Annotated in this window: 19 protein-coding genes; 14 read left to right on the forward strand and 5 right to left on the reverse strand. The window is 65.0% G+C overall.

Annotated features, from left to right (window positions below; genetic code table 11):
* Window positions 1–32 precede the first annotated feature (32 nt).
* Together AC24R4_RS05170 and AC24R4_RS05175 are read right to left on the reverse strand one after the other, a co-directional pair.
* Window positions 33–824, reverse strand: coding sequence for a phosphate/phosphite/phosphonate ABC transporter substrate-binding protein (locus tag AC24R4_RS05170; protein ID WP_487522428.1), 792 nt, complete (start codon window positions 822–824; stop codon window positions 33–35).
* Window positions 825–846: 22 nt separating this feature from the next.
* A complete protein-coding gene (locus AC24R4_RS05175; protein ID WP_487522429.1) occupies window positions 847–1836 on the reverse strand; it encodes a fatty acid desaturase in 990 nt (329 codons plus the stop codon).
* Between the two features lie 226 nt (window positions 1837–2062).
* Here AC24R4_RS05175 and AC24R4_RS05180 point away from each other — a divergent pair, with 226 nt between their 5' ends.
* The 10 genes from AC24R4_RS05180 to AC24R4_RS05225 all read left to right on the forward strand — a co-directional run bounded on the left by AC24R4_RS05180 (window position 2063) and on the right by AC24R4_RS05225 (window position 11427).
* A complete protein-coding gene (locus AC24R4_RS05180; RefSeq protein ID WP_283205361.1) occupies window positions 2063–2188 on the forward strand; it encodes a hypothetical protein in 126 nt (41 codons plus the stop codon).
* A 147-nt stretch (window positions 2189–2335) separates the two neighbouring features.
* Window positions 2336–3331 (forward strand): tripartite tricarboxylate transporter substrate binding protein, encoded by a 996-nt coding sequence (locus tag AC24R4_RS05185; protein WP_400394157.1) that lies wholly within the window; start codon window positions 2336–2338, stop codon window positions 3329–3331.
* Window positions 3332–3433: 102 nt separating this feature from the next.
* Window positions 3434–4258, forward strand: coding sequence for a transporter substrate-binding domain-containing protein (locus AC24R4_RS05190; protein WP_400394155.1), 825 nt, complete (start codon window positions 3434–3436; stop codon window positions 4256–4258).
* A gap of 13 nt (window positions 4259–4271) precedes the next feature.
* Window positions 4272–5150, forward strand: coding sequence for a transporter substrate-binding domain-containing protein (locus AC24R4_RS05195; protein ID WP_400394153.1), 879 nt, complete (start codon window positions 4272–4274; stop codon window positions 5148–5150).
* On the forward strand, window positions 5147–6385 hold the full coding sequence (locus AC24R4_RS05200; protein ID WP_400394151.1) for an aminotransferase class I/II-fold pyridoxal phosphate-dependent enzyme: 1239 nt from the start codon (window positions 5147–5149) through the stop codon (window positions 6383–6385). Before AC24R4_RS05195 ends, AC24R4_RS05200 begins: the two co-directional genes overlap by 4 nt.
* Window positions 6382–7128 carry an amino acid ABC transporter permease gene (locus tag AC24R4_RS05205; protein WP_400394149.1) on the forward strand — a complete coding sequence of 249 codons (747 nt, stop codon included), beginning with the start codon at window positions 6382–6384 and terminating at the stop codon, window positions 7126–7128. The genes AC24R4_RS05200 and AC24R4_RS05205 overlap by 4 nt, the downstream gene beginning before the upstream one ends.
* Window positions 7118–7930: an amino acid ABC transporter permease gene (locus tag AC24R4_RS05210; protein WP_400394147.1), complete on the forward strand. Its 813-nt coding sequence runs from the start codon at window positions 7118–7120 to the stop codon at window positions 7928–7930. Before AC24R4_RS05205 ends, AC24R4_RS05210 begins: the two co-directional genes overlap by 11 nt.
* A complete protein-coding gene (locus tag AC24R4_RS05215; RefSeq protein ID WP_400394145.1) occupies window positions 7917–8783 on the forward strand; it encodes an amino acid ABC transporter ATP-binding protein in 867 nt (288 codons plus the stop codon). Before AC24R4_RS05210 ends, AC24R4_RS05215 begins: the two co-directional genes overlap by 14 nt.
* Window positions 8784–8795: 12 nt before the next feature.
* Window positions 8796–9995, forward strand: coding sequence for a cystathionine beta-lyase (gene metC, locus AC24R4_RS05220; protein WP_400394143.1), 1200 nt, complete (start codon window positions 8796–8798; stop codon window positions 9993–9995).
* Window positions 9996–10002: 7 nt separating this feature from the next.
* Window positions 10003–11427: an FAD-dependent oxidoreductase gene (locus AC24R4_RS05225; RefSeq protein ID WP_487522430.1), complete on the forward strand. Its 1425-nt coding sequence runs from the start codon at window positions 10003–10005 to the stop codon at window positions 11425–11427.
* A gap of 55 nt (window positions 11428–11482) precedes the next feature.
* Here the strand turns inward: AC24R4_RS05225 and AC24R4_RS05230 are convergent, their stop codons facing one another.
* On the reverse strand, window positions 11483–13726 hold the full coding sequence (locus tag AC24R4_RS05230) for a rhodanese-like domain-containing protein (RefSeq protein WP_400396317.1): 2244 nt from the start codon (window positions 13724–13726) through the stop codon (window positions 11483–11485).
* Window positions 13727–13994: 268 nt separating this feature from the next.
* Window positions 13995–15773 (reverse strand): tannase/feruloyl esterase family alpha/beta hydrolase, encoded by a 1779-nt coding sequence (locus tag AC24R4_RS05235; protein ID WP_487522431.1) that lies wholly within the window; start codon window positions 15771–15773, stop codon window positions 13995–13997.
* 340 nt (window positions 15774–16113) lie between these two features.
* On the opposite strand from AC24R4_RS05235, the gene AC24R4_RS05240 reads away from it, so the two are divergent.
* Window positions 16114–16632 carry a MarR family winged helix-turn-helix transcriptional regulator gene (locus tag AC24R4_RS05240; protein ID WP_487522432.1) on the forward strand — a complete coding sequence of 173 codons (519 nt, stop codon included), beginning with the start codon at window positions 16114–16116 and terminating at the stop codon, window positions 16630–16632.
* Window positions 16633–16708: 76 nt separating this feature from the next.
* Here AC24R4_RS05240 and AC24R4_RS05245 read toward each other — a convergent pair whose 3' ends face one another.
* A complete protein-coding gene (locus AC24R4_RS05245; RefSeq protein WP_487522433.1) occupies window positions 16709–16933 on the reverse strand; it encodes a DUF2188 domain-containing protein in 225 nt (74 codons plus the stop codon).
* A gap of 1002 nt (window positions 16934–17935) precedes the next feature.
* Between AC24R4_RS05245 and wecB the strand changes: the two genes are divergently transcribed.
* From wecB to AC24R4_RS05260, 3 genes are all read left to right on the forward strand, one after another.
* A complete protein-coding gene (gene wecB / locus AC24R4_RS05250; protein ID WP_487522434.1) occupies window positions 17936–19243 on the forward strand; it encodes a non-hydrolyzing UDP-N-acetylglucosamine 2-epimerase in 1308 nt (435 codons plus the stop codon).
* The gene (locus AC24R4_RS05255; RefSeq protein ID WP_487522435.1) at window positions 19240–19584 is read left to right on the forward strand and encodes a hypothetical protein; all 345 of its coding nucleotides are present in this window, start codon (window positions 19240–19242) and stop codon (window positions 19582–19584) included. Before wecB ends, AC24R4_RS05255 begins: the two co-directional genes overlap by 4 nt.
* Window positions 19585–19749: 165 nt before the next feature.
* On the forward strand, window positions 19750–21525 hold the full coding sequence (locus AC24R4_RS05260) for a polysaccharide deacetylase family protein (RefSeq protein ID WP_487522987.1): 1776 nt from the start codon (window positions 19750–19752) through the stop codon (window positions 21523–21525).
* The last annotated feature ends 27 nt before the right edge of the window (window positions 21526–21552 follow it).

The following is a 21552-nucleotide window of genomic DNA, read 5'->3' on the forward strand; positions in this document are numbered from 1 at the left end:
TGCGCCCGTGTTGATGGCTTGGCGTTCCGACGCTATCCCAGCTCGCCGTATCCCAGCCGCTGCGCGTCCAGCGCCATGGCGGCGATCGGCAGGTACGCCGCCGCTGTCGTCCGCACGACGTCGTCCATATGAAGCCGCGTCCGCAGGTCAGCGTCATCGCGCAGCGCCTCCCGCAAGGCGACGCGCACCTGCCTGACAAGGGAAGTGCGGGCGCGCCGCGAGGCAATGAAGGGCAGCCCGGGCACCGCCCGCGTCACGCCGATCTGGCGGATGCCCGCCACCAGCGCCGGATGATGCTCGGACGCAAATGCCAGGGTCACGCAGTCGATCGCCGCGACATCGGCCCGGCCTTCTCCGACCGCGGCCAGCGATGCGAGATGCGAACCCGTGTGCACCACATCGCCGAAGAATCGCCCCTCCCTGGCCAGCGGCGCAACGACGTGACGCAGCGCGTTCATGCCGCTGTGCGAGTCGGGGCCATTGCACGCGGCGCGTGCGCCCCGGCAGGCTTCGATCGTCGCGGGGCCGCCGTCGGCACGCACAACGATCACACTGCGGTAGGCCTGCCGATGGCAGCCGGACACCGCAAAGCGCGGCGTGCCGATCAGCCGGACATAAGGGGCCAGCCCATGCACCAGCGGATACCCGCAGGTCTGCGACAGCAGCAGGTCGTCGCGGCGCCAGAAGGCGTGCAGCGCATCGGCGCCTTCGCCAGGGTCTACCGCCGCGAGCGTCACAGGCGCCCGCGCGCGCGCCAGCAACTGGCCGACCCGGTCGATCAGCAGTAGCCAATCGTCGCGCAACGGAGCAGCGACGTTGTACATGGGCAGCGCTGCCACCCAGCGTTCAGGCCTTGCCATGATCACCCGATGCCTCGATATGAAGCGCCAGCATCCCGTCGAACCGTGGATGCACGACAGGCGCCACCGTGCGCCATGCATAACGCACCAGCCATTCGCGGTAGCCCTGGACGAAGAAGCCATCGTTGCGCGCCAGGTAGTCGTGCGCCCGTCGTCGATAGACCCAGGCCAGCGCAAACCACGGCACGCCTGGCAGATCGTGATGCACGAGGTGGAAGTTGTTGTTCAGGAACAGCAGGCGCCAGCCCAGGCCGGCTTCGTTGATGACACTGCGCGACGCATCGGCTTCGGTGGCGCGATGTTCCTGGAAGGACCGGATCGCCGCCAGGGACAGCGCGGGATACGCGACGCCTGCCAGCATCAGCCAGGCCGGCATGCCGCATTCGCGCTGCAGCCACGCCAGCAGAACCGTCAGGGCGGCAAGATGCGCCACCCACACGGGAAGATCGCGCCAGTCTCCGGACCGTACCCGGCCGATCGCGTCGCCGACGATCGACGCGATGGAGAACGCCGGCTGCAGCACGATGCGTCCGGCCATCGTGTTGCGCGCCGCATAGAGGCGACGCAAGACAAGCGGCGCGGACTGCCACGCACCAACGTCGAGGAAGTAGCTTTCCGGATCGGTATGCGGATGCGTGAGTTCGGCCTCATGGTGCTGCAGATGCGCCCGACGGTACAGCGCATAGGGCAGCCACACCGCCAGCGGCGCCGCGCCCAGCAGCGCATTCAGCCATGGCAGACGCGTCGGATGCCCGTGCAGCAACTCGTGCTGCAGCGACAGGTACCACGTGGTGCACAGCGTCAGCAGTACGCAGGCCAGCGGCAGGCCGAGCTGCCTGACATGGGTCGCCACGCCAAACCAGGCGCCATACACGGCCAGGACCAGCATCCAGGTGGGCAGCTCGGTGCGCCACAGCCAATGCCGCGCCGCCTGCGCAAGTTCCATGCGCTGCTGATCGTCGAGGTAGGTGGTCATCGGCGCGGGGTCTATGAAAGAGAGAAAACGACACCGCAGCATACGGGCGCCAGTGCACGCTCAGGAACGAACGATTGCCGATAACGATATGTACCGCGCCCGCTTCGCGTCACATGCGACGGGCGCCGGCGACATTCACCGGATTTGCATAGTCGGATTTCTTCGTTGACGTACCGGACGTCTGCGTCCACAACATGGCGGGTCGACCATCACGGAGAGCCTTGCCATGACCGATCTGCTCGACTGGTTCACGGCCATCTGCGCTGTGGTTCTGGTCTACGCCGCGCTGCGCCATCCGCTGTACCCGCCCCACAAGGACAGCGAACCCTCGAAGCGCCAGCCGCCCCGTTGACCGCGCAAGTCCGCCGCGCATATCGAAGTACGAAAAGATTTGTTCGTATCGGACGCTGCACTCCATAAGCTGACTGATCCGCGACATTGCGCGATTCCTGCCGACATCGTGTCGGCAGGCGTGTCCGGACTCATACCTGCATCCATTATGCTGCGCCGCAGACTGCTCGACTCGTTGAAACTCGCCCTGGCGGCCTTTGCCTACGCCACCTGCGCCACGCCGTCCATCGCCAACACACCGGTCGATGGATTCCCGAACCGGACCGTGCGCATCATCGTGCCGGTAGCCGCCGGTGGCAGCGCGGACAAGCTGGCCCGCACGCTGGCCCAGAAGCTCAGCGAGCGGTGGCACCAAAGCGTGGTCGTCGAGAACGTGTCGGGCGCCAGCGGCACGATTGGCGCAGGCCAGGTGGCCCGCGCCACGGCGGATGGCTATACGCTGCTGCTGGGCGGCGAAGGCGTGACGCTGAATGCGTCGCTGTTCAAGCGACTGCCCTACGATACGCGCCATGCATTCCGTGGGGTAACCAAGGCCGTGGTCAGTCCACAGGTACTGGTGGTCCGGCCCGATCTGGGCGTGAAGACCTTTGGCGAATACCTGGCCCTCGCAAAGCGCAAGCCAGGCGAGATTGCGCTGGGACTGCCGGGCAATGGCGGTATCGCCCATGTCGCGCATGAAATGCTGTCGCGTCAGCTCGGCATCGAGGTCAACTACATTCCCTATCCCGGCGGTGGTCCCGCGACGCTCGACCTGCTGGGCGGCCATATCGATGGCACGCTGATCACGCTGGCCGCAGTCACCGACTATGTGCGCAACGGCCGCCTGACCGCACTCGCCGTCACCACGCCCTATCGTTCGAAGGCGCTGCCGCAAGTGCCCACCATGGCCGAGGCCGGCGCGTCCGGCTTCGCCGTCGAAAGCTGGCAGGGCCTGCTGGCCCCGGCCGGTACGCCAACCGACGTGGTGGAGCGTATCAACCGCGATGCCACGGCCGTGCTGGCGCAGCCGGGCACACGACAGCAGCTCGAAGACGCCGGCTTCGTCGTGGTGGCGTCCTCGGCGCAGGCACTCGACGACACGCTATCGAAAGACCTGCCGCGTTACGCGGCGGTCATCGCCTCGGCGGGCATCAAGCTGAACTAGCTGCGGCGCGACGCCCCCAATCTTTCCACGGCAAACCTGCCCTTGCCGTGCAGCGATGCCTTCTCAGGGCGTCGGCTGCCTGGCGCCAACTTCACCTGCCCCATGACATCCGCCTACACCCTGCGCGCCATTGCCGCGCTCGCACTCACACTCATCGCCACCCAGCCGGCACGCGCCGACGCCACGCTCGACAAGATCAAGCAGCGCGGCAAGGTTGCCATCGGCGTGCTGGTCAACGGAGGCCCATTTGGATCGATCGATCCGGCCACCCAGCAACTGGTCGGCTGGAACCCCGAACTGGCCCGTGACCTGGCAAAACGCCTCGGGGTGGAAGCTGAACTCGTCCAGGTCAACCCGTCCAACCGCGTGCAGTTCCTGCAAGCTGGCAAGGTGGACCTGCTGATTGCCTCGATGGAATACAACCCCGATCGTGGCGAACTGCTGTCCTACGCACCCACGCCGTTCTACCGCGTCGGCGGCACCGCGGCAGTGCTCAAGACCAGCGGCATCCATCAATGGGAAGACCTGCGCGGCAAGACCGTATGCGCGTCGCAGGGCAGCAGCTTCGTGAAGCCCCTGCAGGAGCAGTATGGCGCGCAGGTGCGTGGCTTCAAGACGGCATCCGAATCGCTGCTGGCATTGCGCGGCGGCCAATGCGTGGCGGCCGTGCATGACGCCACGTTGATCCATCCGCTGCTGCGCGCCAATGCCGAGTGGTCCGGCTATGCCGCACCGATTGCCACCGAGATCCTGCCGGCGCCGTCGGTGGTCTGGGCCCGCAAGGGTGAGACGGATACGGTGGCCGCCGTGGACAAGGTGGTGCAGGAATGGCATCGCACCGGGTGGTTGATCGGCACCGAAAAGCGGCTGGGCATCACGCCGCCACAGCCGTTGCTGCCCGAACTGCAGGCAAAGTTCAAAGGCTGAGGGCAGGCACGCGATGAACAAGTCCCTCGTATCGGCCGCCCTGCTGCTGGCCGGGTTCGCCACGGCCCATGCCGCCTGGGCCGACGCCACGCTCGACAAGATTCGCCAGCGCGGCAAGCTGTCGGTTGGCATCGACGGCCCCAGCCCGCCGTTCGGCATCCTCGATACCGCTACCGGAAAGACCGGCGGCTACCAGACGGAACTGGCGGCAGACCTGGCACGCCGCCTTGGCGTGCAACTGGAAACCGTGCCGGTGACGGCTTCGACGCGTGTGCAGTTCCTGCAGGCGGGCAAGGTCGACCTGCTGGTGGCGAACATTCAATGGACGCAGGAGCGCAGCGAGATCCTGAGTTTCGCCCCGACGCCTTACGACCTGGTCGGCGGCGCCGCCATGGTGTCCAGGCAAAGCGGCATCCAGCGCTGGGAAGACCTGCGCGGCAAAGTGGCCTGCGTCTCCCAGGGCAGCAATTTTGCCAAGCCGCTGGCCGAGCGGTACGGCGCCATCGTCAAGGGCCTGCGTGGCATCCCGGAATCGTTGCTGGCGCTCAAGGGCGGCACGTGCGCGGCATCGGTGCATATCCAGCCGGCGCTGTACCAGACGCTGAACGGGCCCAACAAGGCCGAATGGACCGCGTTCACGCTGGCCACCGAAGACCAGCTGATCCCGTCGCCAACCGTCGTATGGACGCGTCGCGGCGAGCAGGACACGGTGGCATTCGTCGACACGGCGATCCGCGACTGGCATCGCACGGGCTTCCTGCTCAGCCAGGCCAGCAAGTTCGGCGTGCCGGACGGGGCCTATATCCGGCCCGCACGCGATCGCGCCAAACAGGGCAGGTTCGACGTGGCACCACAGGACTTCGCCGTCTTCACGGAGAGCCGGAAGCCATGACCACACCATCCATCACGCTGTCCCAGCGTGCCCGTCGCGTGCGCCTGTCGCCGATTGCCGCCGCTGGCCAGCGGGCCGCCGCGCTGATCCGCCAAGGTCGTGACGTGCTGACGCTCACCTCCGGCGAACCCGAATTCGACACGCCGCCTGCCATCCAGCAGGCGGCCATCGCGGCCATGGCACGCGGGGAAACCCGCTATACACCGACGCCGGGCACCGAGGTGCTGCGTCGCGCGGTAGCCGAACGCTTCAACGCGGACCATGCCATCGGCGTCGCGCCGGCCGAAGTGTTTATCGGCAGCGGCGGCAAGCAGGTGATCTTCAACGCTTTCGCGGCCACGCTCGATGCCGGTGACGAAGTCATTGTGCCCGCACCTTACTGGTCTTCGTTTCCGGACATCGTGCGCGTCAACGACGGCAATCCTGTCATCGTGCCGTGCGACCAGCAGAGCGAATTCAAACTGACGGCCGGCGCACTGGCGTCCGCGATCACCCCGCGTACGCGCTGGGTCATCCTGAACTCGCCGTCCAATCCCTCCGGCGCGGTGTACACGGAGGACGAGTTGCTGTCGCTGGCCCAGGTGCTGCGCGCGCATCCGCAGGTACTGGTCCTGCTCGACGAGATCTACGACCAGATCCGCTTCGTCCCGCCGGCGCGGCACTGGCTGGCGCTGGCACCAGACCTGCGCGGCAGATCGCTGATCCTCAACGGCGCATCGAAGACCTATGCGATGACCGGCTGGCGCATCGGCTGGGGCATCGCACCGGCCGAACTGGTGCAGGCGATGACAGCAATCCAGTCGCAGGTCTCGTCGGGTGCCAATTCGATCGGGCAGGCCGCCGCCGCAGCGGCGCTGCTGGCCAACGACCGGGCTTTCGTCGAGCAGGCCCGCGACGCCTATGCGCGCCGGGCCACGTTGACCGTCGCGGCGATCAACCGCGTTCCCGGGCTGCGCCTGCTGCCGCCCGACGGGGCGTTCTTCGCCTACATCCACTGCGGCGGGCTGATCGGACGGGTGCGGCCCGACGGCCAGGTGCTGGCCACCGACAGCGATGTGGTGGACTGGCTGCTGGACAGCGCGGGCGTTGCGGTGGTGGAAGGCGCCGCCTACGGGCTGTCGCCGTACTTCCGCCTGTCGTTCGCCGCCGCGGACAACGTGCTTGAAGCGGCATTGCAGCGCATTGCGCAGGCCGTTGCCACACTCAGCCCCGCGTCGGCGGAGGCGCACCCATGATCGACGCCTGGATCGTATCCGGAATCGCCGCGCTGAAGCCGCTGGGCCTGAACTACGCCTTCGTTCTGGACACTACCGAGCGAACTGCGTTCCTGCATGGACTGGTCGTCACGCTGCAACTGTGCGTGCTGACGATTGCTTGCAGCCTGCTGGCGGGCGCCGCCCTGGCCGCCATGCTCACATCCGGCAACAAGGCGCTGGCGACGCCAGCACGCGCATTCGTCGAACTGACCCGCAACACGCCCACGCTGGTGCAGCTCTATTGCGGCTTTCTCGTGCTGAACATGCTGATCACCCAGCATCTGAGCAGCCTGGGCAGCAGCAACCCGCTGACGCCGTTCTTCTGGGTAGTGGCCGTCGTGTCGCTGCACAAGGCGGTGTTTCATGCCGAAGCCCTGCGCGCCGGCATCGAGGCCGTCCCGCGCGTCACGCTGGAGGCCGCACGCTCGCTGGGATTCTCGCGGCGCCAACTGCTGCTGCAGGTGGAACTGCCGCTGGCCGTCCGTTTCGCGCTGCCGGCGCTGGTCAACAACCTCGTCGATCTGGTCAAGATGACGGCCGTCGCGTCGGCCATCGCCGTGGGCGACGTCACGTACGAATCGATCATGATCTGGACCCAGCGCGACAACGTGCTGGAATTGCTCTTGTTGATCCTGGCGTTCTTCGGCGTGCTGACCTGGCTGGTCAGCCGCACGGGCCGCTGGCTGGAACTGCGTTTGAGGATGCCCGGCTATGGCCAGTAACCCGCTTGCCCTGCCCTCGCGCGCCGCGCCGCCCTCCGTCAGGCATGCCCTTGCCAGCCCCTGGGTGCTGGCCGCGCTGTGCGTGCTGGCCGTCGTCGGCTTCTGGAACGCCACAGGCAGCACGCCGGCCGCGTTCCGCAACCTGTGGACGTGGTCGCCGGCGCTGTTGCGTGGCATGTGGGCCAACATCGAAATCAGCGTCCTGGCGATGGCGCTTGGCACACTCGCCGGCCTGGTGATCGGCGCGCTGTCCCTGTCCACCCAGCGCGGGATACGCCACCTGGCACGCCTATGGGTGCAGGCATTCCGCAACGCCCCGATCCTGGTGCTGGTGTACTTCACCACCTATGTGTTTCCGTTCGAGCTTCACATTGGCCAGTGGACGGTGCCGTTTCCCGACTGGATCAAGGTCGTGCTGGGGCTTGCCCTGCCCGCCAGCGCGAACGTGGCCGAAATATTCCGGGGCGCGATCCAGTCGATTCCGAGCGCGCAATGGGAGGCTGCCCAGTCGCTGGCGTTCCGGCGCAGCCAGATTTTCCGGCGGATCGTGCTCCCGCAGTGTGTGCGGCGCATGTTGCCGCCGTGGATGAACCTTTACGCCAGCATCACCATGAGCACATCGCTGGCCTCGCTGGTTGGCGTGCATGATGTGGTCGATACCGCCCAGGTGGCCAGCAATACCGTGGCCCGCACCGACTTCACGGTGCTGGTCTATTTCACGCTGCTGGCCCTGTTCTTTGCCTATTGCTATCCGATCGCGCGCGCCACGCGTGCGCTGGAGCGTCGTCATGACCGCCACTGATTCCTTTCTGCGCAACCGCCAGCCGCAGGCGTCCGCCGAATCGCCCGCCAGACCGCTGGTCGCACTGCACGACGTGCACCTGACCTTCGGCGACAACACCGTGCTCAAGGGCATCGATGTCGAGGTGCGGCGCGGCGAGGCCGTGACCATCATCGGGCCATCCGGTTCGGGAAAGAGCACGATCCTGCGCTGCATCACCGGGCTGCTCCGCCCGCAACAGGGACAGATCCGCGTTGGCGACACCGCCGTGGAAACGCTGCGCACCGAAGAGGAGCTGATTGCCCTGCGCAAGCGCGTGGGCTTTGTCTTCCAGCAGTACAACCTGTTTCCGCACCTGACCGTACTCGAGAACCTGGTGATCGCCCCCACCCGGGTCATCGGCCGCAGCCGGCGTGAGGCCGAGCAGGAAGCGCATGCGCTGCTGGGCAAAGTGCGGCTGGCCGACAAGGCGCACGCGTATCCGGGTGAACTGTCGGGCGGCCAGCAGCAACGCGTGGCGATTGCCCGGGCGCTGGCGATGCGGCCCGAGCTGATCCTGTTCGACGAGGTGACGTCGGCGCTCGATCCCGAAACCGTCGGCGAAGTGCTGACCGTGATCCGCGAACTCGTGGAAGACGGCATGACGTGCGTGCTGGTCACCCACGAGATGCGCTTTGCCGCCGAGATCAGCGATCACATCTACTTCACCGAAGCCGGCCGAATCGTCGAGCATGGGCCGCCCGAGCAGATCTTCGGCAACCCCAGCCACGAGCGCACGCGAGCCTTCTTGCGCCGGGCGCTGGGCGCCATTCCGCGGCTGCCTGCCGAGTTCAACGCCGCGTTCGCACCGGCACCCGCACCCACCCAAGGCTGACAAGGACCATCCATGCGCGAGAAACCCACGGACGGCATCCACACTCGGCTACTGCATGCCGGCGCGCCACGACTGCACGATGGCGCCGGCCCCGTCAACGTTCCCGTGGTGCGCACCAGCACCGTCCGCTTCGAGAACGTCGAGACGCTGGCCGACCGCCATCACCGCCGCTCGCATGGCGAGCGGATTGCCACGTATGGGCGTCACGGCCTCGATACCCATGAGGCGCTGGAAGACGCGTTATGCACCCTGGAAGGCGGGCATCGTGCCTTCCTGGCGCCCTCCGGGCTGTCGGCCATCACACTGGTGCTGCTGGCGCTGCTTGGCCCCGGCGACCACGCGCTGGTTTCCGACACGGTCTATGCGCCGCTTCGCCGGGTCGACCAGACGCTGTTGCAGCGGCTTGGCGTGGACGTCCAGTATTTCTCGCCCGCACATGACGACCTCGATGCGCTGATCCGCTCCACCACACGGCTCGTCTATCTGGAATCGCCGGGCTCCCTGCTGTTCGATGTCCTCGACTTGCCCGCGCTGACGGCCATTGCACGCGCCAAAGGCGTGCCGGTCGCCATCGACAACACATGGAGCGGCGGCTGGTTCCTGCAGCCTTTGCGCCTCGGCGCCAATCTTTCGATCCAGGCAGCGACCAAGTACATCGCAGGCCATTCCGACGTCATGCAGGGCGCCGTTGTGGTGGACAGCCCGGCGCTGGCCGAGCGCATCGCGACCGCACACGAGGCGCTGGGGCTCACCGTCGGTGCCGACGACGCCTATCTGGCGCTGCGCGGGCTCCGCACGCTGCCCGTACGGCTGGCGCAGCACCAGCGCAATGCGACGGAGGTGGCGCAATGGCTGCAGCAGCAGCCGCTGGTGTCCCGCACCTTCTATCCCGCGCTGCCCGACGACCCCGGTCACACGCTGTGGAAGCGAGATTTCACGGGTGCCAGCGGGCTGGTGTCATTTGCCCTGCGCGCCCGCGACCACACCGCAGCCGGCCGGCTGGTCAACGCCCTGCGGCTGTTTTCGATCGGCGCCTCGTGGGGCGGCTACGAGAGCCTGGCGCTGGTGGCGCCACCCGAGCGGCTCAATGCGTCCCGTAGCTGGCAGGAACATGGGGACGACGCGCCGGTCATCCGCCTGCATGTCGGCCTGGAGGACCCACGCGACCTGATCGCCGATCTGCACCAAGCCTTCCAACGGACCATCGCCTAGGACTGACATGAGCGACATCGACCAATTCGCGCGGGACACGCTGCGGCTGCTGGGCCCGGCTCCCGACAACTGGGTGCCACAACGCGACGGCATCGACCATAACGTCGTGATCGTGGGGGGCGGCCAGGGCGGCACTGCCATCGCCCATGCACTGCGGCGGGCGGGCATCGGCGGGGTTTCCGTGATCGACGCCGCGGCGGACGCTTCCGGCACCGGCGTCTGGCTGACCCGCGCACGCATGCACAAGCTGCGCACGGTGAAATCGCTGGTAGGACCGGAACTCGGCATCACCGCGCTGGGCTTCCAGCAATGGTTCGAGGCCCGCCACGGCCGCGAGGCCTTCGCGGCACTAGACCGCATTGCGCGCGCCGACTGGGCTGCCTATATCGACTGGTTCCGCAACTTCCTCGATATCGAGGTCCGCCACGGCACGCGCCTCGTCGATATCGCGCCGTGCGAGGACGCCGGCGTACAGGCGCTGCGGCTGACGCTGGAAGTCGGCGGTGCGCGGCACGTCGAGACGACGCGCAAGCTTGTCCTGGCCAATGGCGTAGCCGGCAACGGTGCACCATCCGTGCCCGGCTACCTGCAGGCGGCGGTGCAGGCAGGGCTCGCCGCGCATACGGCCGATGCCATCGACTTTGCGTCGCTACGCGGCAAGACCGTGGCGGTGATCGGAGCGGCCGCCTCGGCCTTCGACGCGGCAGCAGTGGCGCTGGAAGCCGACGCGCAGGCGGTACGGCTGTTCTCCCGGCGAGATCACATTGCGGCCCGGGCCGTGGCCAAGCCACGCATGTACCCCGGCTTCTTCGAGAACTACGCCAGCCTGTCCGATGCGCAGCGTTGGCAGCACGCGGTACGCTACCGCCGCGCAGGCTCGACGCCTCCGGCCGATGCCGTCAAGCGCGCCACCGCCCATGCGAACTTCCATCTGCATCTGTCCTCGCCGTGGCAGGCTGCCACGCTGCGCAACGGCAGCGTCGAAGCCCATGTGGCAGACCGAACGTTCTTGTTCGACTTCGTGATCGCCGGCACGGGATACACCACCGACCCTGCCGACCGCGCCGAACTGGCCAGCATCGCCCCATGGATGGCTCGCTGGCGCGACCGGTATGAGCCGCTGCCGGGCGAGCGCGATGACGCGCTTGGCGCTTCGCCCTATCTGGGCTCCGGCCTTGAATACACCGAAAAGCATCGCGGTGCCGCGCCATGGCTCGGGGCGATCCACGTGTTCAATCCGGCCGGCTATGCCAGCACGGGCGTTCCGTTGGGCGATATCCCGAGCATGCGGCGTGATATCCCGCGGATCGTATCGCGCGTGAGCCAGGATCTGTTCACCGCCGACCTGGCATTGCACCAGGCCCGCGCACTTGCCGACGTGTCGCCTGACTTCGGGCCGGACTTGTACGCACATGCCGTCTGGCACGGCTGAACGAAACAGGGGGCCGTGACGCCCCCTGTCGTGCCGGTTGTCGCGACCGCTCCGCTCAGTTTGCCGCCCCGGCGGCCCCGATCAACCGGAAGCCGATATCGCCTTCGCGCCCGAGCTGTTCCACCAGATTGACTTCCCAGTCGAGATACGCCCGAAAGCCGGCGTTGCGCCGCGCCACGTCGGCATGCTGATACGGGCTGAACCAGTAGTCGTCGTCACCGGTCAGCACCCGCTCGGCACCCGTGCCCACCGGTAGACCCGCAGCCGCCCACGCCTGCGTCCCGCCCGTCACGTAGCGGACATCGCGGCCCGTACGCGCGGCCAGTTCCGAAGCCACCACGCGAGCGAGCACGCCATCCGAAGAGGTGATCAGAATGGCGTGCCCGGCCGGAATGTCGGCGATCAGCCCTTCGAGCCGGTCAGGGACGGCGAAGTATGCTCCCGCCGCATGACGCTTCTCGTAGGCTGACCTGCGCTCCACGTCGAACAGCCTTGCCGTGCCGGAGGCCAGCTGCTGCGCGGCCTGCTGTGATGACACCGACGCAGCGGCCGGACGCGATGCCAGCACACGGACGGGCTCCGGGCCGGTCACGAGCGCCGCATCGGCCGACGGTGCGAAGACGAAGACCTCATGCCCGCCAAGCTGCGCCAGCCAGGCGGCCGTGGTCAGCGCGCGCACGCCGTCGAAGTCCGCCAGCACGATGCGGGCACGACGCGTGGCCAGATACTCGTCGGTGGCCTGCACCAGTTGGCCGCCGGGCGCCCAGCGCCAGCCGCGCAGATGGCCCGATTCATACTCGCTGCGCGTGCGCACATCGAAGCGGTACAGGGTATGCGTCTGCGATGCCGCCTCCATTTGCTGCAGGCCAGCGGCATCGATCCGGCGCACCCCTGCCTGCGCTGCCACCTTCTCCGCGCGGTTTCGTACCACATCGAGCGTGGCAGCCGACGGTTCCGGCAGCGGTGTCACGCGCCCGTGCGCCAGCGTCCGGCCTGACAGCAGCCAGGCCATGGTGCCGTCCTTGAGCGACGCCACCGGGTTGGGAATGCCCGCATCGATCAGCGTCTGCGCGCCCACGATGCTGCGCGTGCGGCCTGCGCAATTGACCACCACGAGCGTGCCGGGGTTCGGCGCCAGTTCGCCAATCCGGTAGACCAGTTCGGCGCCCGGCAAGCTGTGCGCGAACGGCAGGCTGAAATCTGCAAACTCTTCCGGGGTGCGGCTATCCACCACGACGATGTCTTCGCCCTGTTCAATACGGCGATGCAGTTCGTCGGCGTCGATCCACGGCGTGTGTTTCTCGTGTTCGATGATCTCGCCAAAGGCCTTGCTTGGTACGTTACTGCCGGTGAACAGTTCGTTGCCGGACGCCACCCAGGCCGCCACGCCGCCCTGCAGCACCGACACATTGCCCCAGCCAAGCCGCACCAGCTTTGCCGCGGCCTGGTGCGCCAGCGCATCGGCATCGTCGCCGCTGTCGAACAGGACGATGCGCGTATCGCGCCTCGGGACCAGCCGATCGATCAGCAGTTCCAGCCGCCACAGTGGCGCGGAAGCTGCCAGCAACGGATGGCCCTTGGCATGGACACCCGTCTCGCGCACGTCGAGCAGCGCGATTTCCTGTCCGTCTCCGTCTGCCAGCGCAGCCTTCAGCGTGGCGACGTCCGTTGCCGGCGCCGCCAGCCGGCGCGGCGGCCCAAAGTGGCGATAGCTGCCACCGGCCTTGCTCTCGAACACCACGCGGCCCGCAAGCCGATCCAGTGCGAGGCCATAGAAATGCAGATGCAGCCCGTTCTCCTCACCGAGGAGCTCGATGGTATGCACATCGTCGGGCAACAGCGTGACCGACGAGCCCGCCACGACATCGGATTCCCCGATTTCGACCAGCTTGTCGCGCGCCGGGTCGTCCGTCGCCTGCCGCACATAGAAGTTGTTGCGCTCGCGGCCGTTGATACCGGCGATGATCGCCCACGTGGTGTGGTCGTGCGGCGGCTGTGCCTTGCCCGGCAGGCCGGCCGAGACATACAGCGCAAACCGGCCGTCGAGATCCTCGGCCAGCCTGTATACCTGCGCGGGGTTCGTGGCCGACACCGGAAAGTGAGCGTCGGGAAACAATTCCCGTTGCTGGCCCAGCGCTTCCAGCGCCCTCGCCACCGGCTCCAACAGGGACTTGTCAGTCACGTCGGCATTGCCGAGCAATTGGCGCGTCTCGGCGATAAACTGGGCCACCGCACGGTGGCGGCGGCTGGCGATGTCGGTTCCTGAAGCGGCGGCGTGAAGTAACTCGGATGCGGTCATGGCGAAGGCCCAATGGGTCATGAGTCGGATGGGAACAAGCTACCGACTCTAGGGGCTACCGCTCATCCTAGGAACGAACAAACTCGCACATTGTTATGCGCGAACGGCGTATATCCGCGACGGATGCAACCGGCACTCGCGAAACAAGCAGAAGGCGCCGTGGTACACGTTCAGCCCGGAGGGCCGAGCGTCAGCGCCACGGCGGTCGTTGCCTCGGCGCGTATGGCAGGAGAGGTCTGCTTGATGGCTCCCTGCCATACGCGGCCGTTCAGCTGCAGCGGAAGCTGGCTGCGTCGTTGATGTCGCCCGTGCCGTTGTATCGGGCCGTCTTCGGATACGGGCAGAGCGGGCGAGTCCGGTCAACGGTGCCTGTGGTCCAAGCCGCCGGAACATCGCCGTTAGGTGCCGCGTTCGAACTGCCTCGCGCCGTGGCAATGACACGCTCCGGTGCCTTGCCTTGCTCTACCCAGGTCACAAGCGGCGTCAGGATGTCAAACTGATCGGCAGTCGGACCGCCGGAGCAGTGGTTCATGCCGGCAATTGGGAAGTAGCGCGCGAAATCGCTCGCGTCACCGCTGTTGGCTGTCATCAGCCGCTCATACCAGTCAGTGGTGTCATTCGAAGAAAACACCGGGTCGCTGGTGCCGTGGTACACGATCAGCTTCGCGCCGCGATTCTTCAGCACTGACAAGTTGGTCTCATCCGGCGGCGTCATGAATGACCAGGCCGATTCGGTGTATGTACCGTCGCTGGCAAAGATCTTCGGCGCGTCGGTATCCATGCTGAAGCTCAGCGCAAACGCCTTGAGCGCACTGGCGGTCGACGCCGGCTGCGGCGGCGTCGTGAAAACGAACGCCAAGGCGGCTGGATCGAGCGATACCGATGCGCTTTGCTTCCACTGGGCCCAGCCTGCGCTGCCGATACCCGCATCAAACGGGAAGCTGGCGTACAGCGCCTGGCCCGCGCTGTTGCGTGCGCCGGCGAACAGGTTGCTCAGTGCCGTCTTCTGCGAAGCGGTCAGGCAGGTTCCATCACGGGTCGTACCCGCGCAGGTCGGCACGTCGTTGCTCAGGCTGAACTGGGACTGGCATGCCTTGAGGTTCTGCACCATACCGTCTGTCGCGCCGTCCAGCGCATCGCACTTCGCCAGCACGCGACTGGAGATCAAAGCGCGCTCCGCGGCCGACAGCGCCGTGGTGATATCGGGAAGGCCATCGGTGCCCGTCGTGGAAACCGTCGCCAATTGCTGCGCGCCGTAGACCTCGCCAATGGCGGCCTTCGGCAGATGGAAGCCGGGGTCGCCCGCCACGATGCCGTCGTACTCCTTGGCCATGCGTGCCGCGGCGACCATCGCATGGCGTCCGCCATTGGAGCATCCGCCAAAGTAGCTGCGATCGGGACCCTTGCCGTAGGACTGGGAGATCAACGCCTTGGCCATCGGTGTCAGTGTTGCGACGGTGTTATAGCCATAATCCAGCCGGGCTTGTGGGTCGATCCCGAACAGGGGATTCTGGCTACCGGTGTGCCCGGCATCGGAGCTGATGACGGCAAAGCCCATCGCAAGCGCGCCGGTCTGGGGTCCGCCGCCCAATGCGCCTTGCGCCTGGTTGACGTTGCCATCCAGGCCACCGTTGGCCTGGTAGTAGAACCTGCCGTTCCAGACTTTGGGCAGACGCATCTCGAAGCCCATGGCGTAGGCCTTGCCATCGACAGGACTGGTGCGCGCCTTCATATTGCCCACAATCAGGCAATGCTCTCCCACGCTAGTGGCCCCTGTCTTGATCGCGCCGGCGGCAACTGTCGTGACCGCTGTAATGGACGTGTCCTGGAATGCCAGCTTGCTGGCAAGGCTTTCACACGTGGCGGCCAACGTCGTGCCCACCGCCGGACCGAGCACCGGCAATCCCGATACCGGTGCCGGGGTCGAAGCGGCAGGTGGCGTCGATGCGGTGTGGGTGCCGGCGTCGTCGCTGCCACCGCATCCCGCCAAAGGGACGAGCGCGATCGCGGTGGCCAGCAAGGCGCCACCGGTAAGTGGTTGAGGCATGGTGTCTCCCGTTTAGTTTTATGTCATGGCCCAGGGGCCAGGTGCTGGCAACGACGGCTTGGCCATCGTCGCTGTACGGTGCTTCCCCGACTGCAAGGAGATGAGCACGCGCCGCGCGTACGGCCGGTGCGGCCAAGACTCCGCGATCACGCGACTCGGCGGACGATCCGGCTAGTCACCTGCGTTCGGCTTCCATCCCTCCTTGTTCATGCTGCGCCAGCCTTACGGAAATCGTGTCATCAATATAATTTCAGGTAGCCTGATATAGCAAGTAGATTATCATTGGTGCGCGTAAACCCCTAACCAGCAACATTCACTTTGCCAAGACCCCGGCTGGACGATGGCTACCAAGAAAAAAGAGATAACGAAAACCAAGTCGGCGAGACAAACCGCTGCGGCATCGGCGCAAATTCCTGAGCCGGCAGCGGCACCGACAACGCCATTGGCACCGACACGGTTGCCCTATCTGATCGGGCGCACGGACCGCATCGTCAAACGCCGTCTCACCGAAGCGTTGGCACCGCACGGCATCACGCTTCCGCTATTCACTGCCATGTCGGTGCTACAGGCGAGGGGCAGCCTTTCGAATGCGCAGCTGGCTGAGCGATCGTTTATGTCGCCGCAGTCCGCCAACGAGATCGTGAAAACGATGGAGGCAAAAGGGTGGGTGGTGCGCGAGCCCGATCCCGCGCATGGACGTATCGTGAACTTGAGCCTCACGGCAAGCGCACAAAAGCTCCTGGTCCGCTGCGACGACTCAGTGAAGAAGCTGGAAGCCGAGATGCTGGAAGGTATCGACGCGGAAAACGTCGCCCTGTTGCAGACCTTGCTGGTGACGTGCGCACGAAACTTGCGCTAGAGCCGAATGCGACCTCGATCCGCAGGATCGGGGAATGCTGAACGTGCGTCGGCGCGGGCGCCGCGCAGCATGGCGCTTAGCCTTTGATGTTGCGCGGATCGTGGCCGAAGGAATTTCGCTCGCGGATCTGGCCGTCGCGGCCGTGTATCAGCAACTCGACCTTGTCCCGCCTTGCACGCTCAGTGCCGACCTTGATGGCTTCCTCCTGGGTTTCAAAAAGCTCCGCCGGGCCAGCCGAACCTTCGACTTCGACTGCCCAGCCATCCGCCTGTGTGGGCACGACATGAATGTCAGCGACCATGGTGGTCTCCTGAATGGTTTGGTGACAGTCTGAATACGGCAATCCGCCGCCGGTACGCGGCGCATCGGGTCACCATTCTCTTCAGCGTAGCCGATCGTGTCGCCCCTACCCAGGGATGGGAATACCTTAACTAGAGATTAATTTCGGCATGACGTTATACCGGGCTCACTTGCCAAAAAAGTGAACCGCTGAGCCGCATATTGTCATTGATCGCATATTTATCGAAGTGACGCGTGATCAAAGTTGATAAATATTGAAAATCGATATCGTTCTCAATATTTATAGGGAGCCACGGAAGCGTTTCTGGAATATGAAGATGCAATAGATTCCGATATCAATATTGAAACATATTTGATTCGATGGTTCCGTCTCAACCACATGGCGGAGAACCTCATCCAAAATAACGGCTGACCGTAAAAATAACTGCCTGGTCAGAGACACAAGTGAAACTGCAGTATCAATTTGTGGATACGGGCGGCAACCCAACTGCTGGCGCCTCACGTAGATTGTGCAACGGGTGCTATGGGCCAGACATTTTCGGGCGAAGGACCCAGCTTCTTCGGTACATATCCGGATCTAACTGACGGCGAACCGACAAATCGCCTTTATTGTCACGGTCCGGTCACATTTCGGTGCCCTACCAAGCACATTAACGAGCCAAAGTGCACGCTGACCGTGTGGCTTTTGTCAGTTTTCGAGAATCGCAAGTGGACCCCATTCGCCGGTGTTTCAAGGTTGCAACCATTCGAGGCGGCGGCATACGTTGTGTGGCGGGGTGGTTTGCTGGAATCCCAAATAATCCCTGCGATCCTCGGTGGCTGGCATAACCATCGCTCTGTCTTTTATTCCAAATCGCTACCGCCGCCAAAAGCCGAACCGGGCGAGAAGAAAAAGCGACATGCAGCGTGGAAAGCGGTCGTAGACGATCCTAAAAACAAGTCGTCGTAGGCGCGTCCCGCCTCCCCAATGGGAACGCCCGCTTTGCACTCAGGAGAGACCGGCATGGCTCAGAAAGTGCTCGCCGTTTTCGGCACGAGGCCGGAAGCCATCAAGATGGCGCCATTAATTCATCGGCTGCGGGAGGCGGCGAACATCGACTTGCGCGTGTGCGTCACAGGCCAACATCGCCAGATGCTCGACCAGGTATTGCGACTTTTCGAGATCGTTCCGGACTTCGACCTGAACATCATTAGCCAGGGCCAGACTCTGTCCGACATCACGACGCGTGTGCTGACGGGCGTGCATGCGGTATTGGATCGCTTTGTCCCTGACGCGATGCTCGTGCATGGTGACACCACCACCACGCTTGCCGCCACCCTGGCGGCGTTCTACCGCAATGTCGCGGTGGGACACGTCGAAGCGGGCCTGCGCACCGGCAATCTCAGCGCGCCGTGGCCTGAAGAAATGAACCGGCGCGTGACCGATGTGATGGCCTGTTGGCTGTTCGCCCCCACGCTGCAGGCGCAGGAAACGCTGCTGCGCGAAGGCGTCGATCGCGATCGGATCAGCCTCACCGGCAACACGGGCATTGACGCCCTGTTGCAAATCAAGGAACGCCTCGATAGCGATGCCGGTATGCGCAACCGGCTGGCCGCGCAATATAGCTTCCTGGATAAGTCGCGGCGGCTCATTCTGGTCACCGGCCATCGGCGCGAGAACTTCGGTACGCCGTTCGAGCGCCTGTTCGTCGCACTGCGCACGCTCGCAGATCGCAATCCCGATATCCAGATCGTTTATCCGGTGCATCTCAACCCGCGCGTGCAGGCGCCTGTCAAGGCAATCCTTAGCGGGCACCCGAACATCCACCTGATCGAGCCCCAGGAATACCTGCCGTTTGTCTTCCTGATGTCTTCCGCGCATCTGATCATCACTGACTCGGGCGGCATTCAGGAAGAGGCGCCCGCGCTGGGCAAGCCGGTGCTCGTGACGCGTGATGCCACGGAACGGCCTGAAGCGGTAGCCGCCGGCACAGCGCGGCTGGTGGGCACGGATCCGGAACGCCTGATCACCGTTACGGAGCAATTGCTTAACGATACCGAAGAATATACGCGCATGGCACGCGCCCATAACCCATTCGGTGATGGCCGCGCCAGCGAGCGCATCGTCGTTGCGTTACAGGCGCCGCTTCAGGGCCCCGGCCGGGACTGTGGCAACGCCCCGGCCCACGCCGTCCTTGGCGGCTTGAATGGCCACGGGCCAGCCATGTACGCGGCGACATCCATGACATCGATTACATCGGCGACATCGACCACATTGGCGAATGAGTCGTCCAGGGGCCAATGGCCCGCGCCAGAAGGAGCCATTCCATGAAGCGCTCACGCATGACCCGGTTTGTTGCGTGGGGGACAGCAGTGCTATTTGCCAGTTCCCTGGTCTCGATGCCCGCCCACGCCGCACTGACTGAAGAGGCCGCCGCGGTGGCGGCACAGCCGCCGCAATATCTGCCGGCAAGTCCGGCGGACCCCGGCGGATTGAAGGGGTATGACCATAGCGTACAGACCGACTTTGTCTATGAAGCCGATGCCGTTGGCACGAACAAGGAAAAGAAGGACAAGATCAAGGCGAAAAAGCCCAAAAAGCTCAAGGCCGGGCCAAAGGTGAAGGCAGGCACCTACACACTGGCGCCGGCTCCCGAAGCGGAGCCGGATTGAGGTGCGATCCGGCACCGAACACTCTGGATCATGCCTGGCGGCGGGCGGGCGCTTTTCGCAACGCCGCCAAGGCGAGGCACATTGACATCGCGCTGGGAGAAGATCGTGCTTAACAACTCTCACTCATTCATGCTGAGATGCGGCCGCCTGGTGCTGCGGGCAGTCATGGCGCTGCTTGCCCTAGGCGTGATCGTGCCGGCCATCACGCATGCGGCCACCAATCAGATTGCGCTGCTGGTGCCAGATGGCCTTGCGCTGCCGGACGCGCGCGTCTCGTCGTGGCTCGACGCCGCCCAGGAAGAAGGTCTGAAGATCACGGTCATCAATGACAGCCAGTTCCAGCAGGGCACGACGCCGGCGCAGTTCTCCGGCGTCATCCTGCCGGACCAGGTGCACGTGAACGCGAGCGATGCGCTGATCTCGTCGCTCGAGACGTACGCAAATCAGGGTGGACAGCTGATGCTCGTCTACGACTTCGGCGCGCTGACCACCACGGGATTCTATGCATCGCAGAAAAGCCGTCTCAGCAACCTGGCTGGCGTCGACTACGTGCTCTATGACCAGCTGCTCGGCAATATGATCGGCGTGGGACCGGTCACGGGCCTGGGCACGACCCTCAGGACCTTGCAAGTGCCACCCGGCAAGTCCATGGTGTGGGACGCCACGGCTACCAATCCCGTGGAAGGTATCTCCGGCTACGTCTACGGCTTCCTGATTTACCCGAGCTTCGTGACCCAAGGCACCTACGATGGGTCCGCTCTGCTGACGTCCCCCAATTTCGGTCTCGTCGCGGGGCTGCGCAATTTCGGAAGCGGCCGCGTACTGTTCGTGAACATGCCGCTGTCTTACTTGAAGGGCCAAACCGACGGCATGTTGATGCACGGAATGCTGCGCTACTTCGGCACCAACATGATGAAGATGCCGCGACTGTCCGCGCAACCCAAAGCGCTTGGCGGATTGGTACTGAACTGGCACTTCTGTGCCGGCGACCAGATTGCGCCGGCAAACCAGCTCAAGGGCTGGGGCATCTTCCAGAGGGGAACCTTCTCGATGTCCATCACGGCCGGGCCAGATCAGATCAATGTGGGAGACGGCAAGGGCATCAACCTGTCGCAGAACACCACCGCCCAGCAACTGGTGGCATACCTGCTGAGCCAGGGCCACAACATCGGCAGCCACGGCGGATGGATTCACGATTTCTGGGGCGCGAACGCCAGCGAGACGAATCAATCGACCTTCGAGCAGTACCTTGTGCTGAACAAGCAAAGCGTGGAGGGCGTGACGGGTCGCCCGGCAGTCGAATATGCGGCGCCGGAGGGCAACACGCCGCAATGGTCGGTCAACTGGCTCGAAGCCAACGGTAACAGCGCCTATTACTTCCTGGGGCACACCGGTATGGCGCCAACCCGGAGCTACCGCAACGGCGTCCGGACCAACGAAACGATCCGCGCGTTCCCTGTCATGCCGTTCGGGCAGTACGCGACCTTCGAGGAGTTCGAAGAGTTCAACGTTCCGGCGGCCAGCATTACGGCCTGGTACAAGCAGCTTATCGATTTTGTGGCGAAGAACCGGACCAGCCGGCTGATCTACATGCATCCGCTGGGAGCGGTCGACTACCAGTCGGTGCTCAACAGCCTTTTCAACAAGGCGGCGACCGTCAAGACGAGCGGGCAGTTCAACTGGTACACGATGGACACGCTGGCGAAATTCGGCCAACGGCGCCAGCAAGTCAGCTGGCAGGCGACTGACGGCGGGAATTTCTGGACCTTTCAGGCGACCCACCCCAGCGACCTGACCGACATGGCATGGGTACTGCCAAAGTCGGCTTACAACCAGCCGGTTGTGACACAGGGACTTGGGCTCGTGACCTGGGATGGCACCAACTGGATCGTGACGGCACTAGGAGGCACCACGCTGGCCTTTGTCAGCAGCAAGCGGTAAAGGACAAGCGCCCGTCCTCGCGCGCTC

It is taken from the genome of Cupriavidus sp. CER-90, from assembly GCF_057652055.1.